Below are 15,582 nucleotides of genomic sequence, written 5' to 3'. Positions count from 1 at the left end.
ATTCCCCTGGATCGAAGCCGCTACCGCCAAGCGCGGGCAGCGTTCTCCGGCTGGTCAAACGGGAGCAAAGCTCGCTTCAAAAAGTCGGTTGAGGTCCTCCACGATCTTTCGTGCAGGATCCTTGCGCAGGAGACCGTCATTGATGCGATCCGAGGCCACCTGCTGAAAGGCCATGTAGCCATCGTGACGCGGGCGCACCCAGGCCGCCTCCAACGTCTTGCGCGTGGCGCGATAAAAATCCGAGGTGGCGGCATTGACGACGTCGTCGTCCCAGGCCGCCGCGTGGCCGGGCTGCCCTCCGCCTGCGGCATAGGCGCCGCGCTGAACCTCGCCGCCGGCGACGAAATAGGCGAAGTCGATCGCGGCCTCTTGCGATTGCGAGAAGGCCGAGACCGCGATCCCCGTTCCGCCCAGGGCAGAACCGGAAGGGCCGTTGTTTCCAGCCACGGGTATGTCCCCGAACTTCACGAGGGACGGCCGGAAACCCGGCATCGCATAACTGACATAGCCGTAGATCAGCGGCGTGGAGACGACCTTCGAAGCAGGATCGCTCATGGCCTCCAGCACGGCAATCGGATCCATCGAGAAGCAGGCGGGATCGATCAGATCCGTCAATTCGCGCAGACGCTCGAAGGCGTCGATGCCTGCATCAGCATCGATCAGCTTGCCCATACCGTCGCTGCGGCAGGCGTGTCCGAGATTGGCTGAAAGCGTATAAAAACTCATCAAGGAGTGTGGCGGGCGCATCGGCAGCGCAACCTTGCCCAGTCGTGCCATGACCAACATCTCGGACCAGCTGTCGGCGCGTTCCGTCCGGTCCGGCCGCCAGGCCTGCACCTGGGTCGCCGCGTCGATCGGAAAAGCCCATTGCCTGCCCTGCCATGTGTAGCTCGGGTAGGAGCGTCCGACGCTCGCGCCCGCAAGCACCCTTCGCTCCGCTTCGCGGCCCTCCACATCGAGCGGCGCCAGGCACTTCTCCTTGGTGATCTGGCCGACATGGGGATGGTCGATGACGATGAGGTCATAGGCCCGGGCCAACTCATCGACCGGACAGGTCTCGAAATCCTGCAGTGAGCGCTTCTCCCAGTGGACCGCAACGCCGGTTCGCTCCTGCCATAGCCGCGAGCAGGCGATCATCGGATCGTAGCCGCGCGGGTGGCTCCAGGTCATACCCTTCAACGTGATACTCACAGGCCGAACTCCTCTCGGATCGACGCGCTGTGCTCGCCGATGCGTGGTGCAGCGCGATCTACCTGGGCACGTTTGCCGTTGACCCTGAGCGGCGAGCGCGTCGTCAGGATCGAGACGTCGTCCTCACGCACAACCGTCTGCAGCATGTCGAGGACACGGAAGCCCTCGCTTTCGAGCAATTCGTTCCAGTTGAGGACGCGCGCGCACCAGATGTCGGCGGGTTCGAGGACTGCGAGCCAGCGGTCGATGGTGTTTTCGGCGATCCGTTTGGCGATCAGCGCCTTGATCCTGTCTCTTTCGGAGAACCAGGACGCCGGATCGTCGCGATAGACTTCAAGTTCGGGCATTTCCAGGAGATCGGCCAGCTTCGGGATCGGCGTCATGGCGATGGCGAGATAGCCGTCTTTGGCTGGATAGACGCCGTAGGGTGCCGATAGATAGGCATGGGCGCTGCGGAATCCGGACCGAGTCGGCAACCGGCGGCCGTCATTCAAGTGCGTCGTCAGCACTTCGAACTGGAAGTCGACGAGTGCCTCGAGCAGGCTGGTTTCGATCAGGCTGCCTTTGCCGCTGATGCCGCGGCGAACGAGTGCAGCAAGGATGCCTTGAGCCGCCGCGGCGCCGGCAAGCATGTCGCCGATCGCCAGGCCGAAGGGAACCGGCCCTTGCCCCTCATCACCGTTCAGCCACATGACGCCCGAACGGGATTGCGCCAGCAGGTCCTGGCCCGGCCGCTTTACCCAGGGCCCCTCCTCGCCGTAACCGCTGATCGAGGCATAGACGATCTTCGGATTGATGGCCTTGACCGCCTCGTAGTCGAGCCCAAGGCGTTGAATGACGCCGGGGCGGAAATTCTGGATCAGGACATCGGCCTTGGCGAGCAGCGTCTTCAAGGCGGCAAGGTCGGCGTCGTCCTTGAGGTCGATCGCCAGACTTTCCTTGGCGCGATTAATGGCATGGAAGATCGTGGAGTCGCCGCCGATCTCGGTATCGCTCAGATAGAGTCGGCGCGACAGGTCCCCACCGTCAGGACGTTCGATCTTGATCACGCGCGCGCCGAGATCCATGAGGCGCAAGGAGCAATAGGGGCCTGAGAGAAACTGGCTCATGTCGACCACGACAAGGCCGGCGAGCGGCAGTTCGTTTGTTCCCGTCATCGGCATCCTATTTCTCGGTCTTGCCGACGAAGTCGGCGGGGTTCTTGTACTTCACCGTCTGCAGGTGCTCGCAATAGAGCACCAGTTCGCCCTCGCCCTTGAACACCTGGTAGCTGGCCCGAATGAGTCCGAGTTCCTTGTAGCGGGGCGTTTTGTCCATGTTGGTCCGGATGGTGTAGATCGTGTCGCCGATGAAGACCGGCTTGATGAAGCGCAGCTTGTCGTAGCCGTAGGAAAAGGCGTTGACGCAGTTCGTGGCAACGAGCCCGAGACCGGCGGAAAACACGAAGGCACCGGCGACCAGACGACGGCCGAACACGCCGTCGCGCTCGGCAAACATCTGGTCCTGGACATAAGGGTGAATGTCGACCACCAGCGTGTTGAACAGATGGCTGTCCCCCTCGCCGATTGTCCGGCGCAGGGACCGGATGCGCTGACCGACCGGCCAATCCTCATAAAACCAGTTCTCGGCATTCCACACCGGCAGGGCGGCATGGTCCTGCGGCATGTCCGTGGGATGTGTCGAGGCGACCCCGACGGTAGGCGTGAATTCATGCATGAGAAGACCCTTGCGCAGCAAAAGCTAAGTCAGTCCTTGATTTTCCGCTGCCGGCGCCAGGAGCGCTCTGCAGTCGAATTCAATCTCTTCTTATATAAATACTCTACTCACATATGGATTGATATTGCAAGCGACTCGGATCTTCGGCGGATGGAAGATGCCATTCAGATCGGCTTGGACAGCAACGTCATGGGTGGGTGGAAAGTATTGGCAGGCGGCTTTTGAGAAGCGGCCCATCGTTTGGTTCAAGCGCCCGCGAAAGGACTGTGCTAATCAAGTGGCCACCGATTCTGAGTTTTTAGTGTGATGAGTCCCAAGACCCGCGGCTATGTGTTTGCCTTCCTCGCCATCTGCATCTTCGCGGGCCAGGACGCGATAACCAAGTATCTGGGTGATCGTTATCCTGCGCTCTTCATAACGATGATCCGATTCTGGGCGTTCGCGCTTTTCGTGTTTGCTTTCGCCGCGTCGTCTCCGGGGGGCATTCAGAAATCCATCCAAACGCGGCATCCATGGCTGCAGGTTATTCGCGGCCTTCTGCTGGTCGCGGAGATCGTCGTCATCGTTTTTTCCTATGTTCACGCCGGGCTCGCCATGAGCCAGTCGATCTTTCAGGCGACGCCACTGATCATTACCATCCTGTCGATACCTCTTCTGGGGGAGGTGGTCGGGTGGCGGCGCGGGACTGCGGTGCTGGTTGGTCTCGTCGGCGTTCTGGTGATCATCAATCCGGTGGACGTTCACTTCGACGTCTCGCTTCTCCTGCCGCTTGTCGCCTCCGTGCTGTTCGCGCTTTACAGCATCGCCACGCGCGCAGTCAGTCGGGAAGATTCCGCGGTGACGAGCCTTTTTTATGCGGGCGTCGTCGGAGCACTGGCGATTTCGCTGATCGGTCCGTTCTACTGGACCGAAGTCGTCCCCTCCGATTGGTTCGCGTTGGCAGCACTTTGCATCTGCGGCACTCTCAGCCACTACTTCCTCATCCGAGCCTACGGGCTGCTGCCTGCTGCGGAAGTTCAGCCGGTCACCTATTTTCAGTTGGTCCTCAACGTGATGTTTGCCGTCCTGCTGTTTGGCGAAACGATCACGCACAACATGATCGTCGGCGCTCTCATCGTCGTGGGCGCGGGCCTTTTCACGATCTGGCGCGAACACCAGTTGGCGAAGCGGTCTTAGGCTGATCCTGCTCCCGAAAACTCGCGCTCTTTAGTGTCCAAGTTGGGCGCAGGGTCCAGAATTCACAGTTACACCAACGCTCTAAACGCCACACAACGGAACAATTTGCACCGTCCCGTGTTGTCGGAGCAGCCCGAGCCGATGGCAAAGGCTTCTCTGCGGATGGAGTTTGCGATGAAATGGCTTCTCCCAGTCCTGTGTATCGCGGCAGGTCCTGCCTATGCGCAGAGCCCCGACCTCGAGTCGACGTGTATGACGGTCGCCAAGAACTTCTTCATGATCGACGCCCTCAATGTCGGGGTGGTCCAGTCCTTTCCCGAGATTGAGCCGCCCGGCGCTCGCTTTAAGTATTCCGAAAGGGCCGACACGAAGAGGGCAGATATGACGGACACCTTCGACTGCGAATTCGACAAGGCGAACGCGCCGAAGAAGATACTGCGCTTCTGCGTTTCACGCATTTGCTATGCTGCTAATGAGGACGATCCCGAGCGCAAAAGACGATTTCAGGAGATGCAGATACTTCTGCAAAGAGCAAAAACGGCAAACTGATTTCCGTGCCTTAGGTTGGCAGGCCTACCCGGCTTCGCGTTCAAACCCGACAGGCAGCCCATTTTCTGCAGCGACCAAGAGCAGCTCGCGAAGCTTTGGATGAAAGACTTCCTGGACCGCAGTTTCAAAGGGCGCCCACAGCAGTCTCCGGCTTTGCCTCTCCGGGAAGTCCAACAAAGTTTCCTCAACTTCGAGTAGATGCACGTTGAGGTGATAGTTGAGGTCGGTGCTGTCCTTGGTGTAAACGAACGAGCCGACAGTACCAATCGACACTCGGCCTCGAACGCCCGCCTCTTCCATCGCTTCGCGCGCCGCAGCGGCGCGCGACGTCTCTCCCGCCTCTATCCGGCCTTTTGGAATTCCCCAGCGGCCATTGCGGCGGCTTGCGACAAGCAACACCTCAGGAAAGCTGTCTGCAGAATTTCGAAAACAGATCGCGCCTGCCTGCTGGACGCAGGTCATTGAACGAGCAGCACTTTGTGACAGCGCTTCGTATACCGGCGGGAATTGCTCGGACATGTTTCTCGGTTCCGACGGATTGTAACCAGAAGTTTGCCTGCGTTTATGACAGATATGTGACGGTCCGTCTCGCAATGAGCGATTGAAAATGCCCCTGCGGCGAGTTCATGTGGGCGAATTTCCTGCGATCGCGTGTCGACGCGAAGCTGATCGCCTGCGGCGGACTGCCCGGAATTTTCGTTGTAGTATTCCGCTAGTACCTGCTGGCTCACCTGCCCTGCTAAGCTCTTCCCGTTGGTTTTGGGAGGAACACATGACTGCTTCGAAAATCCTGATGATCACCGGTGACTTCACCGAGGACTATGAAACGATGGTCCCGTTTCAGACGCTGCTGGCCTGCGGGTACACCGTCCATGCCGCCTGCCCCGGCAAGAGGGCCGGAGATACGGTCGCGACCGCGATCCATGATTTCGAAGGCGACCAGACCTATTCGGAAAAGCGCGGTCACAACTTCACGCTCAACGCCACCTTCTCCAGCATTCGCTCGGAGGACTACGATGCGCTTGTCATCCCCGGCGGCCGCGCGCCGGAGTATCTGCGCCTCAACCCCGATGTCATCAAGGCTGTCCAGCATTTCTTCGAGGCCGGAAAGCCGGTGGCAGCCATCTGTCACGGCGCCCAGCTTCTCGCCGCAGCCGGGGTGCTGAAGGGGCGCACATGCTCGGCCTATCCCGCCTGCCGTCCGGAAGTCGAACTCGCCGGCGGCGTCTACGCCGATATCGCAATCGATGATGCGGTCTCCGACGGTAACCTCGTCACCGCACCTGCATGGCCGGCGCACCCGTCGTGGCTGCGGCAGTTCATGGCTGTGCTCAACGCTTCGGCCCTGCTACAAACAGACGCCGCCTGAGGAAGCGGCGGGGGAGGGTCGCGATGTGCGAATTGTTCATCAAGGCGGACGCAAGGCTCTGGGAGAGCACCACGCGCTCGCTACGCATCGATGGCATGGTGACAAGCGTACGGCTGGAGAATTTCTTCTGGTCCAAGCTCGAGGAGATCGCACACCGCGATCGCATGAACGTCACACAGTTGATAACGAAGCTGCACCATGAGTCCATTGACGCCGGTCACGATCTAGGGAACTTCACCTCGTTCCTGAGGGTCTGCTGCGCGCGCTACCTCGACCTTCAACTGACCGGAGACATTCCGGCGGATGTCAGCCAACCGATCGCCGGGCTGAACGCTCCGGCGATCCTCGTTCGCGAGCGGGAAAAATACCACTGAGCCCGCGGCCCGCGACCAATGAAGGCTGGCAAACACCACCGCACATTCGGCTGGCTCGCGATTAGAAGCAACTGACGGCATTGCGGTTGGTCAGCGTTCCCGTTGCGAACGCCAGGCTTGCTGCCGCTACGAGTGTATCGCTGTATGCGGTGGCCTTTGCGACCTTTGCCTGCAGCAGCGCGGTCTGGGCGATACTGACATCGGTGATCGTGCCAAGGCCTTGCTTGTAGTAATCGACGGCGGCGTCGTAGGCGGTCTGCGCAGCTATGGTCAGTTCGCTTGCCGCCGTGTGGCCCGCTAAGCTCGTGCGCAACAGATCGTAGGAGACAACAACCTCCCGCGCAGCGGTGTTCTGCAACTGCGCCAGTTCCTGCTCCGCAGCGCCGACCGCAACCGCGCGTCGCGCAGCCCCCGTCGTATATCGGAATGCTCAACCCGATCATCAGGTTGGCGTTCGGCTGGTTCACCCGGATTGTCGAACGCTGATCGAAACGCGAATCGTCGACGCTGAGCGAGCCGATATTGCGGTTCACATTACCGACAAGCGCCACCTTCGGCTCCGCCGACCTACACGCCACTGGGCCCGACAATGCACCGAGGCCTAATCGGCTGCATCAGCCGCCTTCCCCGATCCCGGCCACATTTCCGTTTCGGCAACTTCTGGAAGTTTCAGTACCCAAACCGAGCAATCTTCGACAATAATTTTCATTATTGGATGAAATAATCTTGACGTAATTCCGTTTCGGAAACTTAATTGCCTCAACAAGGCCGAAATGGAACCGGTAATGACCCAACGCTACCTCGTCGATGATCTGGACCGCGAGATTATCCGCTACCTCTCCGAGGACGGGCGCCTTTCGGCCGCCGAGATCGCCGGCCGGGTCGGCAGCGTCTCGGAGCGCACGATCCGCAACCGCATCGCCGGACTGCTCCAGGCCAAGATGATCGTCATCGGCGCCATTCCGGATCCGGTAGCGCTTGGGCGCGATGTGCAGGTCGAGCTTCTGATCGAGGTCGAGCCCGGCAAACAGGAGGACGTCGCCATCCTGCTCGCCGAGTATGACGAGATCGGCTACCTCGCCGCCACGAGCGGCACGGCGAATCTGAGCGCGTCGCTCTTCGTCGTCGACCATGCAGCACTGCTCGAATTCATCGATCAGGAGTTGGGCAAACTGCCCGGCGTCAAGCGCGTTACGAGCTCGGTCGTCCTGCGCCTTTACAAGGTATTCGGCACGAGGACGACCGCGATCAGCCGCGGCACGGATCTCGGCGCCAAGAAGAAAGGATAGGCCATGCTTCGCATTGGAGTGGATGTCGGCGGAACCAATACGGACGCGGCGCTGCTGCGCGGCGCCGAGGTTCTGGCCACGGTGAAATCCTCGACCACCGCGGACGTGACATCGGGCGTCAGTGCGGCGATCCGCACGGTGTTGGCCGAGGCCGGTATTGCTGCCGGCGCGGTCGATGCGGTGATGATCGGCACCACACACTTCCTCAACGCCATCGTGGAAGGCCGGCATCTTGAAAAAGTCGGTGTTCTCCGACTTTGCGGCGCCGCCACGCGCTCGCTGCCTCCGATGATCGACTGGCCGGACACGCTTCGCCCGATCGTCGACGGCGGTGCAGCCTTGGTCGGCGGCGGCGTCAATTACGATGGTTCGGAGATTGCGCCGCTCGACGATGAGGCGATCCGCGCGGCATGCCGCGACTGGCGCGCACGCGGCATTTCGGCCATCGCGATCTGCTCGGTTTTCGCCTTGGTCGACCCGAAAATGGAAAACGACGCGGCAGAAATCGTTGCCGAGGAAATGCCGGGGGCGGCAATCAGCCTGTCGCATCGCGTCGGTCGCACGGGCCTCCTGCCCCGTGAAAGTGCCACAATCCTCAATGCGAGCCTGCATACGCTCGGACGCGAGACGGTCGGCGCTTTCCGCAAGGCCTTCACCGCACTCGGCCTCACCTGCCCGCTCTTCCTCACGCAGAACGACGGCACCCTGATGGCGGCTGAGTTCGCCGAACGCTATCCGGTCTTCACGATCGCCTCGGGGCCGACCAATTCCATGCGCGGCGCGGCCTTTCTGACCGGGCTTTCCGACGCGGCGGTGATCGATATCGGCGGCACCACCACGGATATCGGCATGCTGGTGGCCGGTTTCCCGCGCACCCGCAGCGAAGGCGCGATGATCGGTGGCGTGCCGACCAATTTTCGCGTGCCGGACGTCTATTCCTTCGGCCTTGGCGGCGGCAGCATCGTGCGCCCGGGCCTGTCCCCGACGATTGGCCCGGATTCGGTCGGTTTCCGCCTGCCGCAGAAGGCGCTCTGCTTCGGCGGCGACACGCTGACGGCGACCGACATCGCCGTTGCTGCCGGCCTCGTCGACCTCGGCGACCGCAGCCGTCTCGGCCACATCACGCCGGAAATCGCGCAGCAGATGCTGGCACAGATGAAGGCCAGCATCGAGACGGTGCTGGACCGCATGAAGCCCAGCGCCGATCCGATCCCTGCCATTCTGGTCGGCGGCGGTTCCGTTCTCGTCGACGGGCTGCTGGAGGGCACATCCGTTTCGCTGAAGCCCGATCATTTCGGTTCGGCCAACGCCATCGGCGCGGCCATCGCGCAGGTCTCCGGCGAGGTCGACAGTGTGGTTTCGCTGGAGGGCACCACGCGGGAAATTGCGCTCGAATCCATTGTCGCGGAGGCACGCGCGCGCGCCGTCGAGGCCGGTGCAGATGCCGAGACGACCACCATTGCCGAAATCGAAGAAACGCCGCTGGCTTACCTGCCCGGCAATGCCGTTCGCGTTGCCGCGAAAGTGATTGGGGAGTTGCGGGCATGAAATACTGGACGCTCAGCGAAGCCGATATCGACCGCATCGCCATCGGCTGCGGCATTCTGGGAACCGGCGGCGGCGGCAGCACCTATCACGGTTTGCTGCGGGCCAAGGCGCTCTTACGCGAAGGCAAGCGCATTCGCATGGTGCGCCCGGCCGACGTGGCGCCGGATGCCCAGATCCTGGGCATCGGCGGTATCGGCGCCCCGACCGTGGGTATCGAGAAGATCCCGGAAGGCGGTGAGGGCGTCCGGCTTCTGAACGCGCTCGAACGGCATCTGGGCCGCAAGGTCGATGCGCTGCTCGGCGACGAAGTCGGCGGCGGCAACGGCATTGCGCCGATGCTGACGGCGGCGATGGTGGATCTGCCTGTCGTCGATGCTGACGGCATGGGCCGGGCCTTCCCGGAGGTGCAGATGACGACCTTCTTCATCCACGGCCAGGCCGTGCAGCCGGCGGCGCTTGCCGATGCGGACGGCAACGTGCTCGTTGTCACCGACGCGACGACGCCGAAGATGTTGGAGAAACTGCTGCGTGCCAGCACTATCGCGATGGGATGCACGGCGCTGATGACGACAGCGCCGATGTCCGGCGAATTCGTCCGCCGTTTCGGCGTGCCCCACACGACCAGCCAGGCCTGGAGCCTCGGCGATGCGGTGATGAACGCGCGGACGGCGAAGGAGGATCCCGTTGAGGCCATCCTCAAGCAGTCCGGTGGCGTACGACTGATGCGCGGCAAGGTGACCGATATCAGCCGCCGCGTCACGGCGGGTTTCACCCGCGGCAAGCTCACCGTCGCAGGACTGGATGCGGATGCTGCCCGCACGCTTACCGTCGACATCCAGAATGAATATCTGATCGCGCGCGAAGGCGAAAAGATCATAACCATGGTGCCGGACCTGATCTGCATCGTGGATTCGGAAACCGGTCGGGCGATCGGCACGGAAGAACTGCGCTACGGCCTGCGCATCGATGTCCTCTCCATACCTGCCCCGGTTCTCTTGCGCAGCGAGATCGCGCTCGCCTCGGTCGGCCCGCGCGCCTTTGGTTACGATTTCGACTTCGTACCGATGGGCATATCCGCGGATGCGCCTGCCGTACCCCATTACAAAGAAGACGCCTAACCGTCCGCCCCTCCAGAACTCGATTGGGAGCTCGACATGAACCGCCGCAATTTCTTGAAAACCGCCGCCCTCACCGCTCTGGCTACAGCCGCCGCGTCGCGCTGGAATTTTGCCATGGCAGAAGGCACGGGCAGCATCTTCACGCTCGCCTATCCGACGAGCTTTCCGGACCTCGACCCGGCCACCTCGTTTTCCAACGACGGTGCGGTCCTCGCCAATGTCTACGAGGGGCTGACCCGCTATATCCCGGCAACCGACACCGCCGAAGCCAGGATCGAGCCATTGCTCGCCACCTCCTGGGACGTGAGTGCAGATGGCAAAACCTGGACCTTCACGCTACGCGACGGCGTCAAGTTCCATGACGGCAGCCCGCTGACCTCACAGGCGGTGAAGGGTTCGATCGAGCGGACCAAGAAGATCGGCGGCGGCGCGTCCTTCATCTGGGGCCCGGTTACCTCCATCGAAACGCCTGAACCGCTGAAGGTAGTCTTCGTGCTCTCCGAACCGCAGCCACTCGACCTCATCGCGTCGGCCGGCTTCGCCGCGTGGATCTATGCCCCTTCCTCACACGACAAGGAAGCTTCCTGGTTCAACGCCGGCAACGATGCAGGGACCGGAGCGTTCAAGATGTCGCGCTATGAGCCCGGCCAGCGCGCCGTTCTCGATCGGGTCGAAGGCTACTGGGGCAAAGTGCCGGATGGCGCCTTCCAGACCATATCATTCGAGATCGTCGAGGACGCAACGCTCGCCCAGAACATGATCGAGAGCGGCCAGGCAGACTGGACCTACAGTCTTCCCTACGAAAACCTCGAGGCGTTGAAGTCCAATCCCGATCTGAACGTGGTCGTCAATCCTTCCTTCGAAACGCTGTTCGGCCTCTACAACGTCAAGCGCGCGCCGCTCGACAAGGTGAAGGTGCGCCAGGCCCTGTCGCTCGCCTTTCCCTATGACGACGTGATCGCCGCGGGAACGAGCGGCTTCGGCACCCGCGCCAAGGGCGTCGTCCCGGCCGGCATCTGGGGTCACGATACCAATGCGCCGATCCCGAAGACCGATCTGGAAGCCGCAAAGGCGCTTCTTGCCGAAGAGGGCATCGGGCCGGGCCTGGAACTCGTCATGACCTATTCCACGTCCCAGGCGATCGAGGCGGTTGCAGGCGAACTGTGGAAGGCCAATCTGGAGACGCTCGGTATCACGCTGAAGCTCCAGCCGATGGCATGGGAGGCGCAATGGCAGCTCGGCAAATCGAATCCCGAAACCGCGCAGGACATCTTCGTCATGTTCTGGTGGCCGACCTTCGTCACCCCTTACGACTATCTCTTCAACCTGTTCCACAGCGAAGAGAAGCCGAATTTCAATCTCGGCTACTATTCCAACTCCGAGGTGGACGCCAAGATCGATGAAGCGGCCAAGCTCTCGGGCACTGACCGCGCGCGCGCCGAAGCGCTGTTCATCGAAGCGCAGCGGAAGATCATCGAGGACGCAGCAGCCATCTTCATGCTCGATCAGCCGAACGTCCATATCATCCGTTCGGACATCAAGGGCTACGCCGACAATCCGGCCTACGGGCACATCACCTTTGTCAACGATCTGAGCCGCTAGGGCACGCAGGGGGTTCTGATGGAACTTCTACGCTACATCCTGCGCCGCACGTTCCTCTCCGCCTTCGTGTTGGTGGGCGTGACCTTCCTGGTCTTCGTGGTGGCACAGGTCGTTCCGTCGGACCCCGCGGCGCTCTACGCGGGCCCGCGCCCCACGGCTGAGCAGATCGAGAAGGCGCGTCAGGAGCTCAATCTCGACGCGCCCCTCTCGGCCCGTTTCGCGACTTTCGCCGGCGCCATGGCCTCCGCCGATTTCGGCGTTTCCTATAAATCCAGGCGCCTCATCGCGGAGGATCTCAGGGCCTACCTTCCGGCCACCCTGGAACTCGCCGTCTTTTCGACCGGTCTTGCACTCCTGATCGGCATTCCGCTCGGTGTCATCGCTGCGGCGCGGCAAGGCGGTTGGGCGGACAGGCTCTGCAGTTTCGGTTCCATAGCGGCCGTCGCCATGCCGACCTTTTTCCTGGCCATGATCCTGCAGCTCATCTTTGCGCAATGGCTCGGCATCCTGCCGCTCTCCGGGCGACTTTCGCGAGAGATCGCCATCTCGGCGCCGCTGCCGATGGTGACCGGCCTCAACCTGATCGATGCGCTCATCGCTGGCCGCCTCGACGCTTTCGGCGACGCGTTGGCGCACTTGATCCTGCCGGCACTGACGCTCGCTTCCTATCCGGCCGGCGTCGCCATGCGGCTGACGCGTTCGGCGATGATCGAGATTCTCGAGCGCCGGCATATCGTTGCCGCCCGCGCGCTTGGCCTTTCCGAACCGCGCATCCTGTTCCGTCACGCGCTACCGAATGCCATGGGACCGGCACTGGCGGTGATCGGCCTCTCCTTCGCCTATGCGCTGACCGGCGCGGTGCTCGTCGAGATCATATTCGCCTGGCCGGGTCTCGGTCGTTACGTCTCCGAAGCAATCCTTGCCAAGGACTTTCCGGTGATCGCCGCCGTCACCATGGTCGTGACCATCTGCTATGTCGTCATGAACCTGCTGATCGATATCACCCAGGCCCTGGTCGACCCGCGGGTGGCGCTGTCATGAAAAAGCTCATCCAACGCCTCGGTTGTCCAGGCACCCTCGCGCTTGCTGTCGTCCTGCTCTTCGTGCTCGTCGCGCTGTTCGCGCCGTGGATCGCGCCTTATCCCGTGCAGGGGGCCGGCGGCCCGAATGTCATGGCCAAACTCTCGCCCCCCTCGGCCGACTACTGGCTGGGAACCGACCATCTGGGCCGCGACATCCTGAGCCGCATCGTCTACGGGACCCGGGTCTCATTGACGAACGGCATGCTGATCGTCGCCTTCTCGTTGCTGATCGGCCTGCCGATCGGTCTTGCTGCCGGCTACTTCGGCGGCTGGATCGACGAGGCCCTGATGCGCGGTACCGACGTCTTCCTCGCCTTTCCTGCGCTGTTGCTGGCGGTGCTCATGGCCGCTGCCCTCGGACCGGGCTTTCTAAACAGCGTCATCGCCGTCGCTGTGACCTGGTGGCCCTGGTATGCGCGGCTGGCCCGCGCGGAGGTGCTGGTGCTGCGCAGCCAGCCTTACGTGGAGGCGGCACAGCTCGCCGGCGTCTCGCATTGGCGAATCATCCTCCGCCACATCCTGCCAGCGACCGGCAGGCCGCTCACCGTGCAGGCTGCGCTCGATGTCGGGCCGGCCCTTCTTACTGCCGCAGCCCTCTCCTTCCTTGGTCTGGGCGTGTTGCCGCCGACCGCCGACTGGGGCCAGATGGTCGATGCCGGTCGCAAGTTCTTCCCCGCGCGCTGGTGGTACTCGGCCATGCCAGGTCTCACCATCTTCGTTATCGCGCTCGCCTTCAGCGTGCTTGGCGATGCGCTGCGCGACCGCAAGGGAGGGACTGCCCGTGCCTCTGCTTGATATCCGCAACCTTTCGGTCAGCATCCCGACGCCGGAGGGCGACGTTCACGCCGTGCGTGCAGTCAGCCTTGAAATCGAGCGCGGCGAGATTCATGGGGTCATCGGCGAATCCGGCTGCGGCAAGACAATGACCGGGATGGCGGCGCTCGGCCTTGCTCCGAAGGGGGCGCGCATCGTTGCCGACCGGTTCCATTTCGACGGCGAGGACCTGCGGGCGCAGGCGGCCCGCCTGCGCGGCCGACGGATCGGCATGATCGCCCAGGATCCGGCCGCCGCCCTCAATCCGGTGCTCAGCATCGCCAGCCAGATGGACGATGTGATCCGCACCCATCGCGATCTGCCGCATCGGGCCCGGCGCGCAGAGGCGATTGATCTGCTCGCCGCAACAGGGTTGCCTGATCCAGACAAAGTGCTCCGCAGCTATCCGCATCAGCTTTCGGGCGGCATGCAGCAGCGCGTCGTCATCGCCCAGGCGCTGGCGACCGGCGCCGACTTCCTCATTGCCGACGAGCCGACCACGGCGCTCGACGTCTCGGTCGGCGCCCAGGTTCTGGCGCTTCTGCGCAAGCTGGTGACCGAGCGCGGCCTGACCGTGCTGATGATCACGCACGACATGGACGTCATCGCCGAGGCCTGCGACCGCGCCACCGTGCTCTATGCTGGCCGCTCCGTCGAAACCGGTCCGGTCGACATCGTGTTGCAAAGCCCCGGACACCCCTACACCCGCGCCCTGCTCGCCGCACTTCCCGACGCCGCACCGCATGGGGCGCGGCTTGCCGCCATTGAGGGTTCCATCCCGCCGCCGCGCTCAGCGATCACCGGTTGCGCCTTTGCCACACGCTGTCCCCAGGCGCTCCGGATGTGCGCGGTCACGCCGCCACCGGAGCGCAGCCTTGCCGCGCATCGCTGGCTGTGCCATCTGCCGGAGGACGCTGCATGACCACGCCCCCGATACTCGACGTCGACAACCTCGTTATCCGCTACCGCGCCGGCCTCTTCTCCGCGCGTCCGAAACCCGCGGTCAACGGCGCAAGCTTCCGCCTGGCCAAAGGCGAGACCCTCGGCATCGTCGGTGAAAGTGGCTCCGGCAAGACCAGCCTCCTGCGCGCCATCCTTCGGCTGCTTCCTGTGGAAAGCGGGCGAATTCGCCTCGAAGGGCGGGACTGGTTAGCGCTGAAAGGCGGCGCGCTGCGCCGTGAGCGGCAGAAGATCGGGGTCGTGCTGCAGAACCCATTCCTCTCGCTGAGCCCGCGATTGACGATCGCCGATATCCTTGCCGAGCCGATCCTGGCGCAAGGCGGTCGACAAGGCCCGGCCATGCGGAAGAAGATCGCGGGGCTGCTGTCGGACTGCGGTCTGCCGGCCGATTTCCTTGACCGGCGGGCAAGCGAACTCTCCGGTGGTCAGGCCCAGCGCGTGGCAATCGCCCGCGCGCTGGCGCTCGAGCCGAGTCTCCTCATTCTCGACGAACCGACATCGGCGCTCGACGTCTCGGTCCAGGCACAGATCCTCAATCTCCTCTCGGATCTGAAGGAACGCCACGGACTGTCGATGCTCTTCGTAACCCATAACCTGAAGGTCGTCGCGCATGTTTCCGACACGCTTCTGGTCATGCGGCGCGGCGATGTCATCGAATTCGGAAAAACCAGAGACGTGATCGATGCGCCGGCCGATCCCTATACCCGCGAACTGCTTTCTTTCGGGCGACGCGAGGGGCCTGCCGGGGGCGGATCGATTTATGGCTGATGCCAAGCGTCCGAAAGCGATCGCATT

17 protein-coding genes and 1 pseudogene are annotated in these 15,582 nt (G+C 62.7%); 13 read left to right on the top strand and 5 right to left on the bottom strand.

Features of this window, described 5'->3' with window-relative positions; genetic code table 11:
- Positions 1-54 precede the first annotated feature (54 nt).
- Genes AC1Z3V_RS12485 through AC1Z3V_RS12475 form a run of 3 tightly spaced genes read right to left on the bottom strand, consistent with a single transcriptional unit; the run spans position 55 to position 2,907 of the window.
- Complete coding sequence (locus tag AC1Z3V_RS12485; RefSeq protein ID WP_483499279.1) at positions 55-1,191, bottom strand: extracellular solute-binding protein; 1,137 nt, start codon at positions 1,189-1,191, stop codon at positions 55-57.
- A complete protein-coding gene (locus AC1Z3V_RS12480) occupies positions 1,188-2,348 on the bottom strand; it encodes a CaiB/BaiF CoA transferase family protein (protein WP_483499277.1) in 1,161 nt (386 codons plus the stop codon). Before AC1Z3V_RS12480 ends, AC1Z3V_RS12485 begins: the two co-directional genes overlap by 4 nt.
- Positions 2,349-2,355: 7 nt before the next feature.
- Positions 2,356-2,907 carry a MaoC family dehydratase gene (locus AC1Z3V_RS12475; RefSeq protein WP_483499275.1) on the bottom strand — a complete coding sequence of 184 codons (552 nt, stop codon included), beginning with the start codon at positions 2,905-2,907 and terminating at the stop codon, positions 2,356-2,358.
- On the opposite strand from AC1Z3V_RS12475, the gene AC1Z3V_RS12470 reads away from it, so the two are divergent.
- The 3 genes from AC1Z3V_RS12470 to AC1Z3V_RS12460 all read left to right on the top strand — a co-directional run bounded on the left by AC1Z3V_RS12470 (position 2,902) and on the right by AC1Z3V_RS12460 (position 4,632).
- Positions 2,902-3,132 carry a hypothetical protein gene (locus tag AC1Z3V_RS12470; protein WP_483499273.1) on the top strand — a complete coding sequence of 77 codons (231 nt, stop codon included), beginning with the start codon at positions 2,902-2,904 and terminating at the stop codon, positions 3,130-3,132. The two genes, AC1Z3V_RS12475 and AC1Z3V_RS12470, sit on opposite strands and share 6 nt — an antisense overlap.
- Positions 3,133-3,213: 81 nt before the next feature.
- Positions 3,214-4,083, top strand: coding sequence for a DMT family transporter (locus tag AC1Z3V_RS12465; protein WP_483499271.1), 870 nt, complete (start codon positions 3,214-3,216; stop codon positions 4,081-4,083).
- A 174-nt stretch (positions 4,084-4,257) separates the two neighbouring features.
- Positions 4,258-4,632: a hypothetical protein gene (locus AC1Z3V_RS12460; RefSeq protein ID WP_483499270.1), complete on the top strand. Its 375-nt coding sequence runs from the start codon at positions 4,258-4,260 to the stop codon at positions 4,630-4,632.
- A 24-nt stretch (positions 4,633-4,656) separates the two neighbouring features.
- Here AC1Z3V_RS12460 and AC1Z3V_RS12455 read toward each other — a convergent pair whose 3' ends face one another.
- Positions 4,657-5,151, bottom strand: a complete 495-nt coding sequence (locus AC1Z3V_RS12455; RefSeq protein ID WP_483499268.1) for an NUDIX hydrolase — start codon at positions 5,149-5,151, stop codon at positions 4,657-4,659.
- Positions 5,152-5,404: 253 nt separating this feature from the next.
- Between AC1Z3V_RS12455 and AC1Z3V_RS12450 the strand changes: the two genes are divergently transcribed.
- Complete coding sequence (locus tag AC1Z3V_RS12450; RefSeq protein WP_483499266.1) at positions 5,405-6,001, top strand: DJ-1/PfpI family protein; 597 nt, start codon at positions 5,405-5,407, stop codon at positions 5,999-6,001.
- A gap of 23 nt (positions 6,002-6,024) precedes the next feature.
- Positions 6,025-6,375 carry a ribbon-helix-helix domain-containing protein gene (locus AC1Z3V_RS12445; RefSeq protein WP_483499265.1) on the top strand — a complete coding sequence of 117 codons (351 nt, stop codon included), beginning with the start codon at positions 6,025-6,027 and terminating at the stop codon, positions 6,373-6,375.
- A 61-nt stretch (positions 6,376-6,436) separates the two neighbouring features.
- On the opposite strand, the pseudogene AC1Z3V_RS12440 reads toward AC1Z3V_RS12445, so the two are convergent.
- A pseudogene (locus AC1Z3V_RS12440) lies at positions 6,437-6,751 on the bottom strand (TolC family protein); the annotation flags it as partial.
- 409 nt (positions 6,752-7,160) lie between these two features.
- On the opposite strand from AC1Z3V_RS12440, the gene AC1Z3V_RS12435 reads away from it, so the two are divergent.
- The 8 genes from AC1Z3V_RS12435 to AC1Z3V_RS12400 are packed head-to-tail and all read left to right on the top strand — an operon-like array spanning position 7,161 to position 15,555.
- Complete coding sequence (locus AC1Z3V_RS12435; RefSeq protein ID WP_483499264.1) at positions 7,161-7,664, top strand: Lrp/AsnC family transcriptional regulator; 504 nt, start codon at positions 7,161-7,163, stop codon at positions 7,662-7,664.
- Between the two features lie 3 nt (positions 7,665-7,667).
- Positions 7,668-9,212 carry a hydantoinase/oxoprolinase N-terminal domain-containing protein gene (locus AC1Z3V_RS12430; protein ID WP_483499262.1) on the top strand — a complete coding sequence of 515 codons (1,545 nt, stop codon included), beginning with the start codon at positions 7,668-7,670 and terminating at the stop codon, positions 9,210-9,212.
- Positions 9,209-10,330, top strand: coding sequence for a DUF917 domain-containing protein (locus AC1Z3V_RS12425; protein WP_483499260.1), 1,122 nt, complete (start codon positions 9,209-9,211; stop codon positions 10,328-10,330). The genes AC1Z3V_RS12430 and AC1Z3V_RS12425 overlap by 4 nt, the downstream gene beginning before the upstream one ends.
- 36 nt (positions 10,331-10,366) lie before the next feature.
- On the top strand, positions 10,367-11,932 hold the full coding sequence (locus AC1Z3V_RS12420; protein ID WP_483499258.1) for an ABC transporter substrate-binding protein: 1,566 nt from the start codon (positions 10,367-10,369) through the stop codon (positions 11,930-11,932).
- A gap of 18 nt (positions 11,933-11,950) precedes the next feature.
- Positions 11,951-12,973 carry an ABC transporter permease gene (locus AC1Z3V_RS12415; protein ID WP_483499257.1) on the top strand — a complete coding sequence of 341 codons (1,023 nt, stop codon included), beginning with the start codon at positions 11,951-11,953 and terminating at the stop codon, positions 12,971-12,973.
- Positions 12,970-13,809: an ABC transporter permease gene (locus tag AC1Z3V_RS12410; protein WP_483499255.1), complete on the top strand. Its 840-nt coding sequence runs from the start codon at positions 12,970-12,972 to the stop codon at positions 13,807-13,809. The genes AC1Z3V_RS12415 and AC1Z3V_RS12410 overlap by 4 nt, the downstream gene beginning before the upstream one ends.
- Positions 13,796-14,749, top strand: a complete 954-nt coding sequence (locus tag AC1Z3V_RS12405) for an ABC transporter ATP-binding protein (protein WP_483499253.1) — start codon at positions 13,796-13,798, stop codon at positions 14,747-14,749. Before AC1Z3V_RS12410 ends, AC1Z3V_RS12405 begins: the two co-directional genes overlap by 14 nt.
- On the top strand, positions 14,746-15,555 hold the full coding sequence (locus tag AC1Z3V_RS12400; RefSeq protein ID WP_483499252.1) for an ABC transporter ATP-binding protein: 810 nt from the start codon (positions 14,746-14,748) through the stop codon (positions 15,553-15,555). Before AC1Z3V_RS12405 ends, AC1Z3V_RS12400 begins: the two co-directional genes overlap by 4 nt.
- Positions 15,556-15,582 lie beyond the last annotated feature (27 nt).

This window comes from Ensifer sp. 38_S197, from assembly GCF_056924495.1.
Note: the sequence above shows the minus strand (reverse complement) of the source record. Positions and strands in the feature narration are given on the sequence as shown.

Excerpts from the sequence above, each read along its gene's own strand:
- AC1Z3V_RS12420 (WP_483499258.1), top strand. The coding sequence starts at position 10,367 with ATGAACCGCCGCAATTTCTTGAAAACCGCCGCCCTCACCGCTCTGGCT.
- AC1Z3V_RS12470 (WP_483499273.1), top strand. The coding sequence starts at position 2,902 with ATGCATGAGAAGACCCTTGCGCAGCAAAAGCTAAGTCAGTCCTTGATT.
- AC1Z3V_RS12455 (WP_483499268.1), bottom strand. The coding sequence starts at position 5,151 with ATGTCCGAGCAATTCCCGCCGGTATACGAAGCGCTGTCACAAAGTGCT.
- AC1Z3V_RS12415 (WP_483499257.1), top strand. The coding sequence starts at position 11,951 with ATGGAACTTCTACGCTACATCCTGCGCCGCACGTTCCTCTCCGCCTTC.
- AC1Z3V_RS12480 (WP_483499277.1), bottom strand. The coding sequence starts at position 2,348 with ATGACGGGAACAAACGAACTGCCGCTCGCCGGCCTTGTCGTGGTCGAC.
- AC1Z3V_RS12430 (WP_483499262.1), top strand. The coding sequence starts at position 7,668 with ATGCTTCGCATTGGAGTGGATGTCGGCGGAACCAATACGGACGCGGCG.
- AC1Z3V_RS12425 (WP_483499260.1), top strand. The coding sequence starts at position 9,209 with ATGAAATACTGGACGCTCAGCGAAGCCGATATCGACCGCATCGCCATC.
- AC1Z3V_RS12450 (WP_483499266.1), top strand. The coding sequence starts at position 5,405 with ATGACTGCTTCGAAAATCCTGATGATCACCGGTGACTTCACCGAGGAC.
- AC1Z3V_RS12400 (WP_483499252.1), top strand. The coding sequence starts at position 14,746 with ATGACCACGCCCCCGATACTCGACGTCGACAACCTCGTTATCCGCTAC.
- AC1Z3V_RS12465 (WP_483499271.1), top strand. The coding sequence starts at position 3,214 with ATGAGTCCCAAGACCCGCGGCTATGTGTTTGCCTTCCTCGCCATCTGC.
- AC1Z3V_RS12445 (WP_483499265.1), top strand. The coding sequence starts at position 6,025 with ATGTGCGAATTGTTCATCAAGGCGGACGCAAGGCTCTGGGAGAGCACC.
- AC1Z3V_RS12460 (WP_483499270.1), top strand. The coding sequence starts at position 4,258 with ATGAAATGGCTTCTCCCAGTCCTGTGTATCGCGGCAGGTCCTGCCTAT.
- AC1Z3V_RS12410 (WP_483499255.1), top strand. The coding sequence starts at position 12,970 with ATGAAAAAGCTCATCCAACGCCTCGGTTGTCCAGGCACCCTCGCGCTT.
- AC1Z3V_RS12435 (WP_483499264.1), top strand. The coding sequence starts at position 7,161 with ATGACCCAACGCTACCTCGTCGATGATCTGGACCGCGAGATTATCCGC.
- AC1Z3V_RS12475 (WP_483499275.1), bottom strand. The coding sequence starts at position 2,907 with ATGCATGAATTCACGCCTACCGTCGGGGTCGCCTCGACACATCCCACG.